Raw genomic sequence first — 15,800 nt, forward strand, 5'->3', positions numbered from 1 at the left:
GCGCAGCGGCGAGATTCGCGGACGCGGACGGATTCGCGGGCTGGGAGGCGCGAACACGTCCGCCCGGCCGAGTCTCGCGGACCGCGGCCAGGCCGGCGGGCGGGCGGCCAGCGCGCGGGCGCGCTACTGCATCGTGGCGTAGGACAGGCACGCGTCGCGGAACATGTCGAGCGTCGCGTCCGTGGTGGACGCGAACACCGACACCCGCGCGACCCCGAGCCGCGTCGTCGCCGTGACCCCGTGGTTGTGCAGCGCCGCGGACAGCGCCGTGAGCCGACCCTGCGGCGGACGCAGCACGACGATGCCGGCACGCTCGCGCGGGTCACGGCTGGACTCGACCGACAGGCCGAACTCGTCGGCGATGTCGAGCACCCGCTCGACCCGGTCGGCCACGCGCTCCTGCACGGCCCCGACCCCGACGGAGACCAGCCGCTCGAGGGACACCGCCATCCGGGCCTGGGCGACCGGGTCGACGCGCGTCATCTGGTACCCCGCGGCGCCCGGCTTCACCGAGGGGACCTCGGTCGGCCAACCGGTCGTGCCGTGCGGCCCGGACAGCGCCGGGCGCAGGCGGTTCAGGGCGCGGTCGCTGAACGCGAGGAAGCCCGTGCCCCACCCGGCGTGCAGCCACTTCTGCCCGCCGGTGGCGACGACGTCGGCGACCTCGTACGGGGCGTCGACGACGCCGAAGCCCTGGATCGCGTCGACGATGATCAGGCGGTCCCCGATGACCTCCCGGATCGCAGCGAGGTCGGCGAGGTACCCGGTCTGCCAGTCGACGAGCGACACGGCGACGGCGGCGACGTCGTCGGTCAGGCGCTCCCGGACCAGCGTCGGGGTCATCCAGCCGGCTCCGGACTCGACCACGACGGGCTGCACGCGACCGCCCGTCGCCGAGGCGGCGCTCGCCAGTGCGAGCGGCAGCGACGGGTACTCGTCGGCGGCCACGAGGACACCGCCGGTCAGGCCGAACGCGGTGTGCAGCAGCCCCGGCGTCGTGGCGGTCTGCGAGACCACCTGGTCCTCGCGACGGCCGACGAGCCGGGCAGCGACGGTGCGCACCCGGGCGTCCTGCTCGTCGAGGGTCTCCACGGCGCCGAAGCGCATGCGCTCCTGGATCGTCCCGAGCACCCGCTGCTCCTCGAGCACGGCGGTCTGCACCGGCCCGAAGGCGGCGTGGTCGAGGTAGCCGGGCTCCTCGTCGAAGCCGGCCGCGTACTCGGCGATGTTCACAGGGGCAACCTTCCGTGGGACGAAAACCCTGTGAGTCTACTGGGACGCACGGAGGCCGCGCGAACCTGAGCCGCCCGACGCACTCGCCGCCGCCGTCGGGAGCCTCCCGCGATCAGCCGCCGAAACGACGGGAGCGCAGACCGAAGTCGCGCACGGCCCGCAGGAAGTCGACCTCGCGCAGGTCCGGGTAGAGGGCCTCGACGAAGTAGAACTCGCTGTGCGCGCTCTGCCACAGCATGAAGTCCGACAACCGCTGCTCACCCGAGGTGCGGATCACCAGGTCGGGATCGGGCTGGCCCTGCGTGTACAGGTGGTCGCCGATGAGCTCGGGCGTCAGCACCTCGGCCAGGGTGTCGAGCGTGCCGCCGCCCTCGCCGTGCGCCCGGACGATGCTCCGCATGGCGTCGGCGATCTCCCGGCGTCCGCCGTAGCCCACCGCGAGGTTGACGTGCAGGCCGGTGTGGGCTGCGCTCCGGGCCTCGGCGTCCGCGAGCGCCCCGAGGAGACCCGCGGGCAGCCCCTCGTCGGAACCGACGTGCTGCACGCGCCAGTCGCGGTGCACGGCGAGTGTCCCGGCCAGGTCGCCGATGATGCCGACGAGCTGCTCGAGCTCCTCGCCGCCCCGACCGGTCAGGTTGTCGGCGGACAGCAGGTAGAGCGTGACGACCTCGATGCCGAGCTCGTCGCACCAGTCGAGGAACTCGGGGATCTTGGCGGCGCCGGCACGGTGCCCGTGGGCGGCCGACTCGAGGCCGAGCTGCTTGGCCCAGCGACGGTTGCCGTCGACGATCATGGCGACGTGCTTCGGCATCGCCTGGCCGTCGATCTGGCGGCGGATACGACGCTGGTAGGCACGGTAGAGGACGCCGCGCCCTGCCCATCCCACCCTGCCGGTCACGCCACGACTGTAGTGCACCGTGACGCCGGCCGTGCGGGGCTGTGCATTCCCTGCTGCCGTTCGGCCGGGGGCCCTACTGTCGCCCCATGCAGGACGAGACCGCCACGCTCCCCCACGTCCCGTTCACCGAGGAAGCGGACACCACCGAGCCGCCGCGCCCCGCCTGGCGCGGCTGGATCCACCTCGGCACGTTCCCGTTCGCCATCGCGATGGGCATCGTGCTCATCTCGCTGGCCGACAGCGGGGCCGCGAAGGCCGGCAGCGCCGTGTTCATGGCGACGTCGCTGCTCATGTTCGGCGTCTCCGCGACCTACCACCGCTTCCCGTGGGGCCCGACGGTGAAGAAGGTCCTCAAGCGGATCGACCACACGAACATCCTGCTGCTCATCGCCGGCACCTACACGCCGATCGCGATCTGCGCGCTGCCGCACACGCTCATGGTGGTCGTGCTCTGGGTGATGTGGTCCGGAGCCGCGCTGGGCATCGCCTTCCGCGTCCTGTGGATCGGCGCCCCGCGCTGGCTGTACGTGCCGATCTACCTCGTGCTCGGGTGCGCCGCGCTCGGTCTGCTCCCGCAGTTCTTCGCCGCGAGCGTCCCCATGACGGTCCTCGTGCTCTCCGGCGGCCTGGCGTACGTCATCGGTGCCCTGGTCTACGGCTTCAAGCGCCCCGACCCCGCCCCGACCGTGTTCGGCTTCCACGAGGTCTTCCACGCACTGACCGTCGTCGCGTTCGCCGCGCAGTGGGTCGGCGTGCTCATCGTGGCCCTCGACCCGGTGCGCTGACCGCAGCCGCTGCGGACCGCGGCACCGGCCGGCAGGGGCGACCGGACGACGGGCGGGAGGCCCGTGGCACGCTCGCCACGGGCCTCCCGTCCGTCTGCTGGGGACGTCGCTGCTGCCGACGTCGCCGCTGCTGGTGTCGCCGCTGCCGACGTCGCGGGCTCAGCCGCGTTCGGTGTCGTCGCCCACGTCGGTCCGGCCGTCCTCGTCGGCGCGACGCACCGGCTCGTCCGTCGACGTGCCGTCGCCCGCGTCGGACTCGAGCCGCTGGCGGATCTCCGCGCGGTAGCGGGTCCGACGGATCCGGCGGGTCATGTCGACCACGAGCAGGATCGTGACGACCGCGACGACCGCGATCGCGACGAAGCCGGCGACCCCGGGGGTGACGTCGACGTCGGGCACGACCGACGGGCTCGGGCTGGGGGCGGCGGCGATGGCCGTCAGGATGGTGCTCACGCGGTGGTGTCCTCGTCGTCAGGGAGCCCCGCGAACAGGTCGGACTCCGGCAGGTCGGTGGGCACGCGGGCCTCGACGAGCTGGTAGTCCTCGGTGGGCCACACCGTCGCGAGGAGGTCGTTCGGCCACGAGAAGAAGACGCTGTCCGGCGGCACCTGGCTGGCGTGCGCGTGCAGGGCGGCGTCGCGGGCGTCGAAGTGGTCGCGGACGTCGACGTGGGTCGTCGCCAGGTCCGGCCGGTCGGCGAACCGCTCCACCCACTCGCGCAGCTGCTCGACGGCAGCGCTGTCCGGGTCGCGCTCGCGCAGTGCCTCGTAGATCGTGCGGAAGCGGCGCGGGTTCATGGTGCGCTCGTAGTAGAGCTTGCTGATCGACCACGGCCCCCCGGCGTCCGGGTACTCCGCGGGGTCGGCGGCGGCGCGCCAGGCGGCGACCGAGACCTCGTGCGTGCGGATGTGGTCGGGGTGCGGGTAGCCGCCGTTCTCGTCGTAGGTGACGAGCACGTGCGGACGGAAGCGGCGGACGACGCGGACGAGTGCCTCGGTCGAGTACTCGAGGGGCACCGTCGAGAACGTGCCCGGACGGACCGTCTCGCCCTTCTCGGCGTCCGGCAGCCCGGAGTCGTGGTAGCCGAGCCAGACGTGGTCGATGCCGAGCGCTGCCTGCGCAGCCGCCATCTCGGTGCGCCGGTAGCCCGCCATGTCGCGGTGGGCGCGGCTCGTCGCCGGCTCACCGAGCTGGTCGTTGAGGATGTCCCCGGCCTCGCCGCCGGTGCAGGAGACGACCAGCACCTGGTGCCCCTCGGCGACGTACTTCGCGGCCGTCGCGGCACCCTTGCTCGACTCGTCGTCGGGGTGGGCGTGGACGGCCAGCAGGCGGTACGGCACGGAGGATCCTCACGGGTGACGGAGCGGGCGGGACGCGCACGGATCGACCCGGGCGTGGGGGCAGCGCACAGCGGGGCGTGAACTACCCTGGGACCAGGATAATCACCCCAGGAGCCCCGAACTGTCCGAACCGCTGCACCCCACCCCCACCGCTGCGTCGGCCACGGCCACCACCGCGTCGCTGGACGACCGGTACGGGCGCACGCCGGATCGTCGGCGCCGCGGGAAGCTGTTCGGGGTCGCCGCGGCGATCGCCGTCGTGCTCGTGTTCGTCGCGTGGGTGGTCTGGGCCGGCCTCGACCAGGAGTCACACGGGCTCGACAACACCGAGCTCGGGTACACCGTCGTCTCCGACCACCGCACCGTCGTGCACTCACAGGTGTCGGCCGACCCGGGCACCGAGGTCCGGTGCGCCGTGCAGGTGCTCGACAAGTCGTACTCGATCGTCGGGTGGAAGGAGGTGACGCTGCCGGCATCCGAGCAGCGCACCCGCTCGATGTCGACCGAGGTGAACACCACGACCCGCGGCGTGACCGGCTTGATCCACGACTGCTGGGTTCCCTAGACTCGACTGATTCGCGGACGAGACCGGCCACACCGGCCGGTCTCGTCCTTTGTCGAAAGGGAGACCGATGAGCAACGACACGCAGACCACCTGGCTGACCCAGGAGGCGCACGACCGTCTCACGGCCGAGCTCGAACAGCTGTCGGGCCCGGCCCGCAAGGAGATCGCGGACCGCATCGAGGCGGCGCGTGAAGAGGGCGACCTCAAGGAGAACGGCGGCTACCACGCCGCGAAGGACGAGCAGGGCAAGATCGAGGCCCGCATCCGGCAGCTCACCGAGCTGCTCAAGCACGCCACCGTGGGCGAGGCCGACTTCGACGGCACCGTCGAGCCGGGCACCGTCGTCACGGCGGTCATCGCCGGCGACGAGTCGACCTTCCTCGTGGGCAACCGCGAGATCGTGGCCGAGGGGTCCGACCTGACCGTGTACAGCCCGGTGAGTCCGGTCGGTGCCGCGATCCTCGGGCTGCGCGCGGGCGACGAGACGACCTACACCGCGCCGAACGGCAAGGAGATCAGCGCCAAGGTGACGAAGGTCGAGCGCTACGAGCCGTAGGCGCCCGGCGCCGCAGTGCGCCCGGTGCGACGGCCCGCGGCGGGCGCGACGTGCCGGGGCGGGCGGCGCAGAGCGCGCGGCGGGCCGGCCCGCGGCGCGACGTGCCAGTGCACAACGAGGAGCAGCTCGCACCACGGAACCACGTGGCGCGAGCTGCTCTTCGTTGTGCGGTGGCCTACTGGGCTCTCGGCGCCGGTCAGTGCGCGACCACGTTGCGGAGCGAGGGCAGGATCACCGTGAGGGTCATGACGGGAGCTCCACGCGCCTCCCGGCCGTCCGCGGTGTCGCTCACGCGACCCTGAGGCCTGCGCGGCCGTCCCGTGCGCACCGCTGACACCGACGCGTGCAGCCAGCGCGGCGGGGTCAGTTCTCGAGCAGCTCCGGGCGGAAGCCGACCTCGTGCAGGCGCTGGATGACCTCCTGCGCGTGCTCGGGACCGCGTGCCTCGATCGACAGGTCCAGGGCCACCTCGTTGATCACCAGGCCCTGCCCGTGCCGGGTGTGCAGCACCTCGACCACGTTGGCGCCGGCGTCCGAGATGACCTGGGCGACGCGGGCGAGCTGCCCGGGGCGGTCGGGCAGCATGATCCGGATGCCGATGTAGCGCGACGCCGCGACGAGACCGCGGGTGATGATCCGCTCCATCATGAGCGGGTCGATGTTCCCACCGCTCAGCAGCACGACGGTGCGGCCGGTGTCGCGGACGGCGCCCGACATGATCGCCGCGACGCCGACGGCGCCGGCGGCCTCGACCACGAGCTTCGCGCGCTCGAGCAGCACCAGCAGGGCACGGGCGGTGTCGTCGTCCGAGACGGTCACGATCTCGTCGACCAGGTCGCGGATGATCGGGAAGTTCAGGTCGCCCGGTCGGGCGACCGCGATGCCGTCCGAGATCGTCGGCTTCGTCGTGATCGTCACGGGTGCTCCCGCGGTGATCGACGACGGGTACGCCGCGGCGTTCTCCGCCTGCACGCCGATCACCCGGATCGGACGACCGAGGCGCTCGGACATGCCCTTCACCGCCAGCGCGATGCCGGAGATGACCCCGCCGCCACCGATCGGCACGACCACCGTGTCGACGTCGGGCACCTGGTCGATGATCTCGAGGCCCAGCGTGCCCTGGCCCGCGATGACGTCCGGGTGGTCGAAGGGCGGGATGAACACCGCACCGGTGTGGGCGGCGAAGTCCTTGGCGGCGCTCAGCGCCTCCTCCACCGAGTGGCCGCGCAGCACGACCTCGGCGCCGTAGTGCCGCGTCGCCTGGAGCTTGGGCAGCGCGACGCCCACCGGGGTGAAGATCGTGGCCGGGATGCCGAGCTCACGAGCGGCGAGGGCGACTCCCTGCGCGTGGTTGCCGGCGCTCGCGGCGACGACGCCCGCCGCTCGCTGCTCGGGGCTGAGGGCGGCGAGTCGGTTGTAGGCGCCGCGCACCTTGTACGCGCCCGTGCGCTGCAGGTTCTCGCACTTCAGGTGCACCGGCGAGCCGAGCAGCTCGGCGAGGAACTGCGACGTCTCCATCGGCGTGACGCGTGCGACCCCCGCGATGGTCTGCCGAGCGGCCTCGATGTCCGCCAGCGTCGGGAACGCGTCGGTCTGCTGCTGGGGCGCGGAGGTGTCGGTCACGGACCCATCATCGTCCGTCGGAGCCGTCACGGCGAACTCGTGACGGTCCGTCGGTGAACGCTCGCTCAGCCCGCGGTCCCCTTGGCGGCGGTGGGCTGTTCGTCACTGCCCGGCGCCGGGACGCCGTCGGGGTGGCGCTTCCGCCAGCGGCGGCGCTTCTTCGCCTCGACGCTCGCGTGGTGGTCGCGCTGCTTCGCCTCGAGCACGTGGTCGGAGTCGAGCCCCTTCCACCGGCCGCTCGCGATCGTCGTGACCATCGAGTTCACGGTCGCGATCAGCGGCACCGCGAAGAAGGCTCCGGCGATGCCGGCCAGCCCGGACGCCGCGGTGACGCCGAGGACGACGGCGAGCGGGTGCACCTTGACCGCGCTGCCCATGACGAGCGGCTGCAGGATGTGCCCCTCGACCTGCTGCACGACGAGGATCACGCCGAGCATGACGAGCGCCGCGACCCAGCCGTTGAAGATGAGGGCGATGAAGACGGCGAGGAAGCCCGTGACGATGGCGCCGACGACCGGGATGAACGCGCCGAGGAACACGAACACGGCGATCGGGATGACGAGCGGCAGCTGCAGCGCGGCGGCACCGATGCCGATGCCGACGGCGTCGACGAACGCGACGAAGATCTGCACGCGGATGAAGCTCGTCAGGGTGGTCCACCCGGCGACCCCGGCGCCGTCGATCGCGGCGCGGGCGTTCTTCGGGAACAGCCGGACGGTCCAGCGCCACACGTTCTTGCCGTCGATGAGCAGGAAGATCACCGTGAAGATGACCACGAACAAGCCGGTGAGCAGGTGCGTCAGCGACGATCCCGCGCTCGCGACCCCGGACAGGATCGAGCCGGAGTTGCTCGACAGCCAGTCGGTCGCCTGGTTGAGGTAGTTGTTGAGGTCGGACTGGCTGATGCCCAGACCGGAGCTGAGGACGAACTCGCGGATGTTGTCGTACTGCGAGAGCGTCCGGTCGCGGAGCGAGGGGTAGGCCGCCGCGATCTGGTCGACGACGAGCCAGATGAGTCCGCCGACGGCCGCGAGGCCACCGACGAGGCTGACCACGACGGCGATCCACTTCGGCACGTGGTGGCGCTGCATCCAGTTCGACAGCGGCACGAGCAGGGCGGCGACGACGATCCCGATGAGGAACGGGATGAGCACCTCGCTGAACAGCGTCACGAGGTAGATGAAGACCGCGACCACGCCGACGACCACCAGCACGCGCCACGACCACGCGCCCGCGATCCGCATGCCCGTCGGCACGACCTGTTCGACGACGGGATCCGGATGCGTCTTCTTTCCCCAGGCCATGCGGTGAGTGTACCGACGCGTGCCGGTGTGTGTTCCAGATGCGGCATACGTCGGCGCGACCCCGGTGTCGGCGCCGATCGGTAGCGTCGTGCCATGGTCCGGTCCACGCTCTCCGCCGCCGAGGCCCGCCGCGTCACGCTGGCGGCCCAGGGCTTCGGCGCACCCCCGCGCGACGCGGTGGGCACCCGCACCCTGACCAGCACGATCGGCCGGCTCGGGTTGCTGCAGATCGACTCGGTCAACGTCTTCGAACGCAGCCACTACCTGCCCCTCTTCGCCCGCCTCGGTCCCTACGACCGGGACACGTTGGACCGGCTCACCATGCGGCGCTCCGGCCCCTACGCGGAGTACTGGGCGCACGAGGCGGCGTTCCTGCCGCGGACGGACCTCCCGCTCTTCCGGTGGCGGATGGACGCGTACCGCGAACGCGACGCCCGACCGAACCGGATCGCCGGCGTGGAACGGACCGCGAGCGTCCGCCGGGAGCTCCGCGCACTGCTCGCCGCCGAGGGGCCCCTGCCCGCCAGCGCGGTCGAGCACGAGGCGAACGTCCGACGCGGGCCGTGGTGGGGGTGGAGCGACGTGAAGGCGGGGCTCGAGCAGATGTTCCGCTGGGGCGAGGTCGTGAGCGCCGGACGCGCCGGGTTCGAGCGTGTCTACGCCCTGCCCGACCAGGTGCTGCCGGTGGGGACGCTCGAGGCCGCGCCCGACCGCCACACGGCCGTCACGGAGCTGGTCCGGCGTGCCGCGCGCGCGTCCGGCGTCGGGACCCGCGCGGACCTCGCCGACTACTTCCGCCTGCGTGCGGACGACACCGCCGCCGCGATCACGGAGCTCGAGGAGCGCGGCGAACTCGTGCCGGCGCGGGTGGCGGGCTGGCGGGACCGTGCCTGGCTGCACGTCGACGCCAGGGTCCCACGCCACGTCGCCGCCGACGCGGTGCTCAGCCCGTTCGACCCCGTCGTGTGGTTCCGGCGTCGCGCGGAGCGCATGTACGACTTCCACTACCGCATCGAGATCTACACGCCGGCACCGAAGCGTGTGTACGGCTACTACGTGCTGCCGGTGCTGCAGGACGACCGGCTGACCGGACGCGTCGACCTGAAGAGCGATCGGCAGCGCGGCGTGCTCCGGGTCCGGACTGCCTGGCAGGAGCCCGGCGAGCACCTCGACGCGGAGCGCCTCGCCGAGACGCTGCGGCGGGCGGCGGCGTGGCAGGGCCTCGACGGCGTCGAGGTCACGGATCGCGGCACCGCCGCGGGTGCGGTGGCCGCGGCGCTCGGGGTCGCGCTCGTCCCGCCCGAGGCGGCGGACGACGCCGATGCTCCGGCTCCCGAGGACGACACGGTCGTGTGACCAGCGGCCGGGAGGCACGGCGCCCGTCCGCCCCGCCCGTCCGGCTCGGGTCGAGGTCCCGTCACCCGCCGCTCCGTCGCGCCGGTCGTGCACGGCCCGCGGAACGCCGCCGCGTCGCGGCGACGCCGCATCGTCGTCGAGACGCCGCTTCGTCGTCGAGACGCCGCATCGTCGTCGAGACGCCGCGGATTCCGAGGGCGTCTCGCCGGCACGGGTCCGGCTCGTGTGGACACCGGCGTCTCGGCGCCGGCATCGCAGCGACGGCGGCGACGGCGACGGCGGCAGCGCCCGTCAGAACCGGTCGAGGCTCCCCCGGAGTCGCGCCACCCGGTCGGGCAGCGGCGGGTGCGTGGAGAACAACCGGTCCATCACGCCCGGTCGCATCGGGTCCGCGATCCACAGGTGCGCCATCGAGGAGTTCTGCGACCGGGTCGGTCGGCCGTACGCCTGGAGCTTCTCCAGCGCACGGGCGAGTCCCTCGGGGTACCGCGTGGTCATCGCACCCGTGGCGTCGGCGAGGTACTCCCGCTGCCGCGAGACGGCCGCCTGCACCGCCGCGGCCGCGATCGGGGCGACGAGCACGGCCACGATCCCCGCGACGAGGACGATCGGGTTGCCACCTCCACCCCCGGAGTCGCTGTTCCGCCCGCGCCCGCTCAGCCCGCTGAAGATCGAGATGCGCAGGAGCACGTCCGCCAGGAACCCGACCGCGACGACCAGGCCGAACACCATGGTCGAGACGCGGATGTCGTAGTTCTTGACGTGACCGAGCTCGTGGGCCATGACGCCCTGCAGCTCGCTGTCGTCCATGATCGCGAGCAACCCGGTCGTCGCCGCGACGATCGCGTGCTCCGGGTCCCGTCCGGTGGCGAAGGCGTTCGGTGCCGGGTCCTCGATGACGAACACCCGCGGCATCGACATGCCGTTCGTGATCGCCAGGTTCTCGACCGTCCGCCAGAGCCGCGGCTCCGTGTTCCGGTCGATCTCGACGCCGCCGGCGATGGCCGTCGCCTGCCGCCCGGCCAGGAAGTACTGGAGCACCGCGTACCCGAGCGCGACGAGCAGCACGATGACGCCCACGGAGACGTTGCCCGCGAGGTAGCCGCCCAGGAACCCGAGCGCCCCGACGATGAGCAGGAAGACCAGGATGATGACGACGGTGTTGCGCTTGTTCCGCGCGATGGCGCTGTACACGGGTCAGGCCGCCCCGGTCGGCGTCAGAACTGGACGCGCGGCGGTTCGGCGATCGCCGCGGGCTCGGCCGTCTCGAAGAACGTCGCCTCGCTGAAGCCCTTGCTCTTCGCGAAGGTCGAGTTGGGGAAGAGCCGGATCTTCGTGTTCAGCTCGCGCACGCCACCGTTGTAGAAGCGCCGGGCGGACTGGATCTTGTCCTCGGTGTCGACGAGTTCCGACTGCAGCTGCAGGAAGTTCTGGCTCGACTGCAGCTGGGGGTAGCCCTCCGCGACGGCGAACACACCCTTCAGGGCCTTCTGCATGTGCCCCTCGGCCACCGAGGCGCTCGAGGCGTCCGATGCGCCGAGGGTCTCGGCGCGGGCGCGCGTCACCGACTCGAACACGGACTTCTCGTGCGCGGCGTACCCCTTCACCGTCTCGACGATGGTGGGGATGAGGTCCGCGCGGCGCTTCAGCTGCACCCTGATGTCGCTCCACGCCTCGTCCACGCGCAGCTTCAGCGTGACGAGCGAGTTGTAGGTCACCCAGAGGTAGATCCCGACCACGACGAGCAGGACCACCACCACTCCGACGACGATCAGCGTCGTGACGAGTCCGGTGTCCATCTGGGCGTACTCCTTTGCGCTTCGGGTCCGGCGCAGTGGGACCGCGGCCGGTGCGTGGCCGTGGGACGACCGTCCACGAGTGTACCGAGGCGCACCGGCACGACCCGTTCGCGCAGTCTGGTTCACGGGGGATTCCCGAGTGGCGCACACCCACCGTCCGGGGACCCCCAGCCGGGGATCGGTCCCAGGACACATCATCCGGGTGGTGGATTGACCCGAGCCCGATGATCGCGTGTGATGGAGACGGTGGACAGGCTCGGGGACAACGCGCAGGAGGGGACCGTCGGGGGCGGCGGTCCCGTCGGTCGACCCCGATCGCGCGTCGGGCTGCTGGCCGCGGCGCTGGTGACGGTGCTCGCCACCGGGACGGTCCTGCTCGGCGCACAGCCCGCCGCAGCCGCGCCCGCGACGACGTCCGCGACCGCGATGACCACGACGTCCACGACGTCCACCACCGACACCGCGACGCAGCAGGACGACGACGCGGCCCGGACCGCCTCCCCGACGCCCTTCCCCCAGTTCGGCACCCTGCCACCGGACACCGGTTCCCCGGCACCCTCGCCGACGGACCGCCCCGCCGTCCGCCCGAGCATCGCCGACCCCGGCGACGTCACGACCGCCACCGTCCGGCTGCACGGTGCCGGCACCCCCGGGCACCGGCTGCGCGTCACCGGACCGGCGGCCACGGGCTCGAGCGGCTGCACGACGACCGTGGCCACCGACGGGTCCTGGTCGTGCATCGCCACCGTCCACTCGGGTCCGCAGCAGGTCTTCACGGTCGCCGACGAGACCGACGCCGCGCTCGGGTCGTCCCGTGCTCCGGCCTCGGACGTCGTCGTCCCGCCGGCCGTCACGACCGACGGTCCCACCTCGGGTCCCGTGTCCGGCACCGGCCTGCCCGGAGCGACCGTCGCCGTGTCGGTCTCCGGCACCCCGACCGACCGCACCGCGCGGGTGGACGCCGGCGGTCGCTGGACCGTCGCGCTGCCCGGCAGCGCGCGCGACGGGCGCATCACGGTCTCCGCGGCGCAGACCGCGAGCACCGCGAACGGCTTCCGCTCGGACCTGCGGAGCGCCCCCTCGGCCCCGCGGACGGTGGTCGTGGACCGGACCGCCCCGGCAGCACCGGTCGTCACCACGCCGGAGTCCGACGAGCGCGTCCGCTCCCAGCCGTTCACCGTGCGCGGCACCGGTGAGCCCGGTGCCGTCCTCACCGTGTACGTCGACCGCTCGCCGGTGTGCCGCTCCGACGTCGGTGCCGACGGCCGGTGGGCGTGCACGACGACGGGCGCGACCGCACCCGCCGGGACCCGGGTGGTGAGCGCGATGCAGCAGGACGCCGCGGGCAACTCCTCACCGTCGTCGTCTGGGGTCCGCGTCGTGCTGAGCGACGCGACCGCCGCGCCGAGCGCCGGGCCCAGCGCGAGTGCCTCCGGGGCCCCGGGCGGGCAGACGTCGTCGTCCGGCACGCCGGGGACGACGCCGGACCACACGTCCGGTGCGACGGACGGCACCGGGACCCCGACCGACACCGGCACGAGCGGCGGCGGGTCGACCGGGACGGCCGGGGGCAGCGGCACGGCAGGCGCCGGGGGCAGCACCAGCGGGGTGCCCGACTGGTCCGGCCCCGCGGGCGACTGGACCGCCGACACCGCCTACGACCGCGGTGTCCCGACGATCCAGGCCTCGTTCTCGTGGGGTACCGTCCTGCTCGCCACCGGCGTCGCCGCCGGTTTCCTCGTGCTCGTCGCCGTGCCGCTCGCGGTGGTCGGCGCCACGGCCCGGGGTCGCCTGCGCAACCCGTTCGCCGCGCTGCTCGGCCGCAACCGCTCGCGCACGGAGCGACGACTCGGGGACGAGGTCCTGCCCGCCTGGGCCGCGGCGGCCGTCGGCGTCGGGATCGTGGTCGTCACGACGCTCCTCGGTGTCGGCGTCGCGCTCGAGGCCCGCTACGTCCGGCTCGCGCTCGCGGTGCTGCTCGGTTCGGCGGTCACCACCGGGGTCGTCGTCCTGGCCACCCGCTGGGCGGCCGGCAAGGACCGCGCCGCCGTCGGTTTCCGCGTCTCCCCCTGGCTCGTGCTCGCCGCCGTGCTGGGCTGCGCCCTGACCCGCGTCACCGACCTCTCCCCCGCCCTGGTCGTCGGGGCCGTCCTCGTCCCGGTCGGCCGCCCCGGCGCCGACACCGCCGCCCTGCGACTGGGCTCGAGCCTCGCCCGCGGGGTCCGGAGCGCCACGGCCCGCTCGGCCGCGCTGCTCGGCGTCGCCACCGTCGGCTGGGTCCTGCACTCGCTGGTGCACGGGTCGGGCTTCTGGACGACGCTGACGGCCGAGTTCGCCACCACGCTCTGCGTCGGCGCGGTCGGGGCACTCGTCGTGTCGCTGCTGCCGTTGCCCGGGTCGACGGGTGCGGTGCTCGTCGCCGGGGCGCGTGCGCGCTGGGTCGGCCTCACCGCCGCTGGGGTCGCGCTGGCGGCGGTGACGGCGGGCGCGGGAGCTCCCGCTGTCCCCTCACCGACCGAGACCGCGGTGGCTTCCGCCCTGTGCGCCGCCGCCGTCGCCTGCTGCTGGGTCTGGTTGCGCGGCTCGCGCACCGCCGCACAGCACCGCTGACCGGTCCGTCCACGGGACGGGAGACGCCGGGCTCGCCCGCCACGCCCCTCCCGGCCCGCCACCCACCGGACAGGAGACGCCGCGCCCGCCCGCCACGCCCCTCCCGGCCCGCCACCCACCGGACAGGAGGCGCCGCGCCCGCCCGCCACGCCCCTCCCGGCCCGCACCGGTCGGACGGGAGGCGCTGGGCTCGCCCGCCACGCCCCTCCCGGCCCGCACCGGTCGGACGAGAGGCGCGTGACGGGGCGGCTGCGCGCCTCCCGACCGCCGCGCGCCCCAGGTCTCAGGCCACGCGGTGCGGGACGTTCCGCCGGAACAGACCGGGCAGCAGGCCGCCGATCTTCGTCCCGATGCACAGGCTGACGAACGTCGCCAGGGGCGTGCCGAGCGCGACGGGGTCGAACGTGGTCACCGCGACGAGTCCCACGGTGCCGGGAACGAGCAGCAGGAACGCGGGGAAGAACGACACCGTCGCCGGGATCACCGGGACCACACGCTCGAGCAACCGCGTCGCGACGAACAGCAGTGCGGCCGCAGCTCCGGTCGCGACCACGCTGCCCCACACCGGCGTCGTCCCGCTCACGACCGCGTACGCGCTGATCATGACGGCGACGGACACGACGGTGAGCCGCCAGCCGGAGCGGAACACGAGCCCGAGGCCGACGGCGAGGCCCGCCACCGCCACCCAGGACACCCAGTAGGACGGTACGGCCTCCCAACCACCGCGGAGCGTGCCGACGCCGGCGACCTCGCCGACGAGGGCCGCCGACGACGGGTCGACACGCAGGCCGGTGAGGGCGCTCCCCGCGGCGATACCGGCGGCCATGAAGCCGAGCGTGATGAGCCCCTGCACCAGGCGCGAGGCTCCGGTCACGATGTCGGCGGCCGTCAGCTCGAGCAGCGCGTTCGTGATCAGCGCGCCGGGCACGAAGACCGCGACGGGCGCACACACCGCGAACAGGGGCACGTGGTCGAACCCGGTGCCGGCGGCGACGAGGCCGACGACGCTCGTCGACATGAACGCGGCCAGGAACGGGATGATCGCGACGGCCTCGCGGAAGCGGCGGAGCACCAGGCTGAGCACACCGACCAGGGCACCGACGACGAGCGCGAGCACGATCGCCCACCACGGGCAGCGGAACACGACGGCCAGTCCGACCGAGGTGAGGGCGTTCCCGGTGATCCACGGCAGCGCCGGCGGCGGCACGGTACCGGTCCGGATCGCGCGCACCCGGGCGGGGATCTCGGCGAGGGCGATGGAACCGCGTTCCAGGCCGAGCACGAGGCGGTTCGCCCGCGCTGCCTGACGCGACGAGAGCTCGACGCCCTCGGCGTTCACGATGGTGGCGGCGCCGGTGGCGACCTCACTGACCATGACGAGTGCGGGCAGGACACCCACGGCGAGCGTCGGTCCGACCCCGGCGGCGTCGCGGGCCTTCTCGAGCGCGGAGCGGACGTCGGTGACGGAGCTGCCGGCGTCGAGCAGCAGGGCGCCGAGGGTCCCGAGCAGCATCCCGGTGGGGACCGTCTCGCCGTCGACGACCTCGACGTGCGCCTCGGGTCGGTTGAGCGCGTTGCGCAGGTTCGCGAGAGCGCTTCCGAGTCCGACCACGGACGTCGATGCTACTGCGCGGCGGGGGTCTGTGCGGGCGGGGCGTCTGTGCGGGCGGGGCGCTCGCACGAGACTCGGCTGTGCGGACACGTTCGCGACGGCCGATCCGCGAAACTGTC

14 protein-coding genes are annotated in these 15,800 nt (G+C 73.3%); 5 read left to right on the forward strand and 9 right to left on the reverse strand.

Features of this window, described 5'->3' with window-relative positions; all coding sequences use genetic code 11:
* Positions 1–123: 123 nt before the first annotated feature.
* Together ACIP6W_RS01740 and ACIP6W_RS01745 are read right to left on the reverse strand one after the other, a co-directional pair.
* Positions 124–1,233, reverse strand: coding sequence for an aminotransferase class V-fold PLP-dependent enzyme (locus tag ACIP6W_RS01740; RefSeq protein ID WP_400427852.1), 1,110 nt, complete (start codon positions 1,231–1,233; stop codon positions 124–126).
* Positions 1,234–1,345: 112 nt separating this feature from the next.
* A complete protein-coding gene (locus ACIP6W_RS01745) occupies positions 1,346–2,131 on the reverse strand; it encodes an isoprenyl transferase (RefSeq protein ID WP_235426501.1) in 786 nt (261 codons plus the stop codon).
* A gap of 86 nt (positions 2,132–2,217) precedes the next feature.
* Here ACIP6W_RS01745 and ACIP6W_RS01750 point away from each other — a divergent pair, with 86 nt between their 5' ends.
* The gene (locus ACIP6W_RS01750; protein WP_209683735.1) at positions 2,218–2,916 is read left to right on the forward strand and encodes a hemolysin III family protein; all 699 of its coding nucleotides are present in this window, start codon (positions 2,218–2,220) and stop codon (positions 2,914–2,916) included.
* Between the two features lie 159 nt (positions 2,917–3,075).
* Here the strand turns inward: ACIP6W_RS01750 and ACIP6W_RS01755 are convergent, their stop codons facing one another.
* Both ACIP6W_RS01755 and mca read right to left on the reverse strand, forming a co-directional pair.
* Positions 3,076–3,369, reverse strand: coding sequence for a hypothetical protein (locus tag ACIP6W_RS01755; RefSeq protein WP_081984689.1), 294 nt, complete (start codon positions 3,367–3,369; stop codon positions 3,076–3,078).
* Positions 3,366–4,256, reverse strand: a complete 891-nt coding sequence (mca, locus tag ACIP6W_RS01760) for a mycothiol conjugate amidase Mca (protein ID WP_400427857.1) — start codon at positions 4,254–4,256, stop codon at positions 3,366–3,368. Before mca ends, ACIP6W_RS01755 begins: the two co-directional genes overlap by 4 nt.
* Before the next feature lie 250 nt (positions 4,257–4,506).
* On the opposite strand from mca, the gene ACIP6W_RS01765 reads away from it, so the two are divergent.
* Positions 4,507–4,821, forward strand: coding sequence for a DUF4307 domain-containing protein (locus tag ACIP6W_RS01765; protein WP_400428867.1), 315 nt, complete (start codon positions 4,507–4,509; stop codon positions 4,819–4,821).
* A gap of 67 nt (positions 4,822–4,888) precedes the next feature.
* Positions 4,889–5,377, forward strand: a complete 489-nt coding sequence (greA, locus tag ACIP6W_RS01770) for a transcription elongation factor GreA (protein ID WP_066652650.1) — start codon at positions 4,889–4,891, stop codon at positions 5,375–5,377.
* Between the two features lie 363 nt (positions 5,378–5,740).
* Here the strand turns inward: greA and ilvA are convergent, their stop codons facing one another.
* Both ilvA and ACIP6W_RS01780 read right to left on the reverse strand, forming a co-directional pair.
* On the reverse strand, positions 5,741–7,000 hold the full coding sequence (gene ilvA, locus ACIP6W_RS01775; RefSeq protein ID WP_066652647.1) for a threonine ammonia-lyase: 1,260 nt from the start codon (positions 6,998–7,000) through the stop codon (positions 5,741–5,743).
* A gap of 65 nt (positions 7,001–7,065) precedes the next feature.
* Entirely contained in the window at positions 7,066–8,304 is a 1,239-nt protein-coding gene (locus ACIP6W_RS01780) for an AI-2E family transporter (protein ID WP_066652641.1), read from the reverse strand.
* A gap of 93 nt (positions 8,305–8,397) precedes the next feature.
* On the opposite strand from ACIP6W_RS01780, the gene ACIP6W_RS01785 reads away from it, so the two are divergent.
* Positions 8,398–9,660 carry a winged helix-turn-helix domain-containing protein gene (locus ACIP6W_RS01785; RefSeq protein ID WP_400427860.1) on the forward strand — a complete coding sequence of 421 codons (1,263 nt, stop codon included), beginning with the start codon at positions 8,398–8,400 and terminating at the stop codon, positions 9,658–9,660.
* A gap of 291 nt (positions 9,661–9,951) precedes the next feature.
* Here the strand turns inward: ACIP6W_RS01785 and ACIP6W_RS01790 are convergent, their stop codons facing one another.
* Both ACIP6W_RS01790 and ACIP6W_RS01795 read right to left on the reverse strand, forming a co-directional pair.
* On the reverse strand, positions 9,952–10,854 hold the full coding sequence (locus tag ACIP6W_RS01790) for a M48 family metalloprotease (protein WP_066652624.1): 903 nt from the start codon (positions 10,852–10,854) through the stop codon (positions 9,952–9,954).
* 23 nt (positions 10,855–10,877) lie between these two features.
* Positions 10,878–11,459 carry a LemA family protein gene (locus tag ACIP6W_RS01795; protein WP_400427864.1) on the reverse strand — a complete coding sequence of 194 codons (582 nt, stop codon included), beginning with the start codon at positions 11,457–11,459 and terminating at the stop codon, positions 10,878–10,880.
* A gap of 237 nt (positions 11,460–11,696) precedes the next feature.
* Here ACIP6W_RS01795 and ACIP6W_RS01800 point away from each other — a divergent pair, with 237 nt between their 5' ends.
* Positions 11,697–14,069 carry an Ig-like domain-containing protein gene (locus tag ACIP6W_RS01800; RefSeq protein ID WP_400427867.1) on the forward strand — a complete coding sequence of 791 codons (2,373 nt, stop codon included), beginning with the start codon at positions 11,697–11,699 and terminating at the stop codon, positions 14,067–14,069.
* Between the two features lie 283 nt (positions 14,070–14,352).
* Here the strand turns inward: ACIP6W_RS01800 and ACIP6W_RS01805 are convergent, their stop codons facing one another.
* Positions 14,353–15,681, reverse strand: a complete 1,329-nt coding sequence (locus ACIP6W_RS01805) for a threonine/serine exporter family protein (protein ID WP_251154682.1) — start codon at positions 15,679–15,681, stop codon at positions 14,353–14,355.
* Positions 15,682–15,800: the final 119 nt, after the last annotated feature.

This window comes from Curtobacterium sp. NPDC088465 (genome assembly GCF_044753165.1).
Classification (GTDB): Bacteria; Actinomycetota; Actinomycetes; order Actinomycetales; family Microbacteriaceae; genus Curtobacterium.

Bases quoted from the DNA above. Each gene is read 5' to 3' on its own strand.
- ACIP6W_RS01750 (WP_209683735.1), top strand. From the start codon at position 2,218: ATGCAGGACGAGACCGCCACGCTCCCCCACGTCCCGTTCACCGAGGAA.
- greA (WP_066652650.1), top strand. From the start codon at position 4,889: ATGAGCAACGACACGCAGACCACCTGGCTGACCCAGGAGGCGCACGAC.
- ACIP6W_RS01780 (WP_066652641.1), bottom strand. From the start codon at position 8,304: ATGGCCTGGGGAAAGAAGACGCATCCGGATCCCGTCGTCGAACAGGTC.
- ACIP6W_RS01785 (WP_400427860.1), top strand. From the start codon at position 8,398: ATGGTCCGGTCCACGCTCTCCGCCGCCGAGGCCCGCCGCGTCACGCTG.
- ACIP6W_RS01795 (WP_400427864.1), bottom strand. From the start codon at position 11,459: ATGGACACCGGACTCGTCACGACGCTGATCGTCGTCGGAGTGGTGGTG.
- ACIP6W_RS01800 (WP_400427867.1), top strand. From the start codon at position 11,697: ATGGAGACGGTGGACAGGCTCGGGGACAACGCGCAGGAGGGGACCGTC.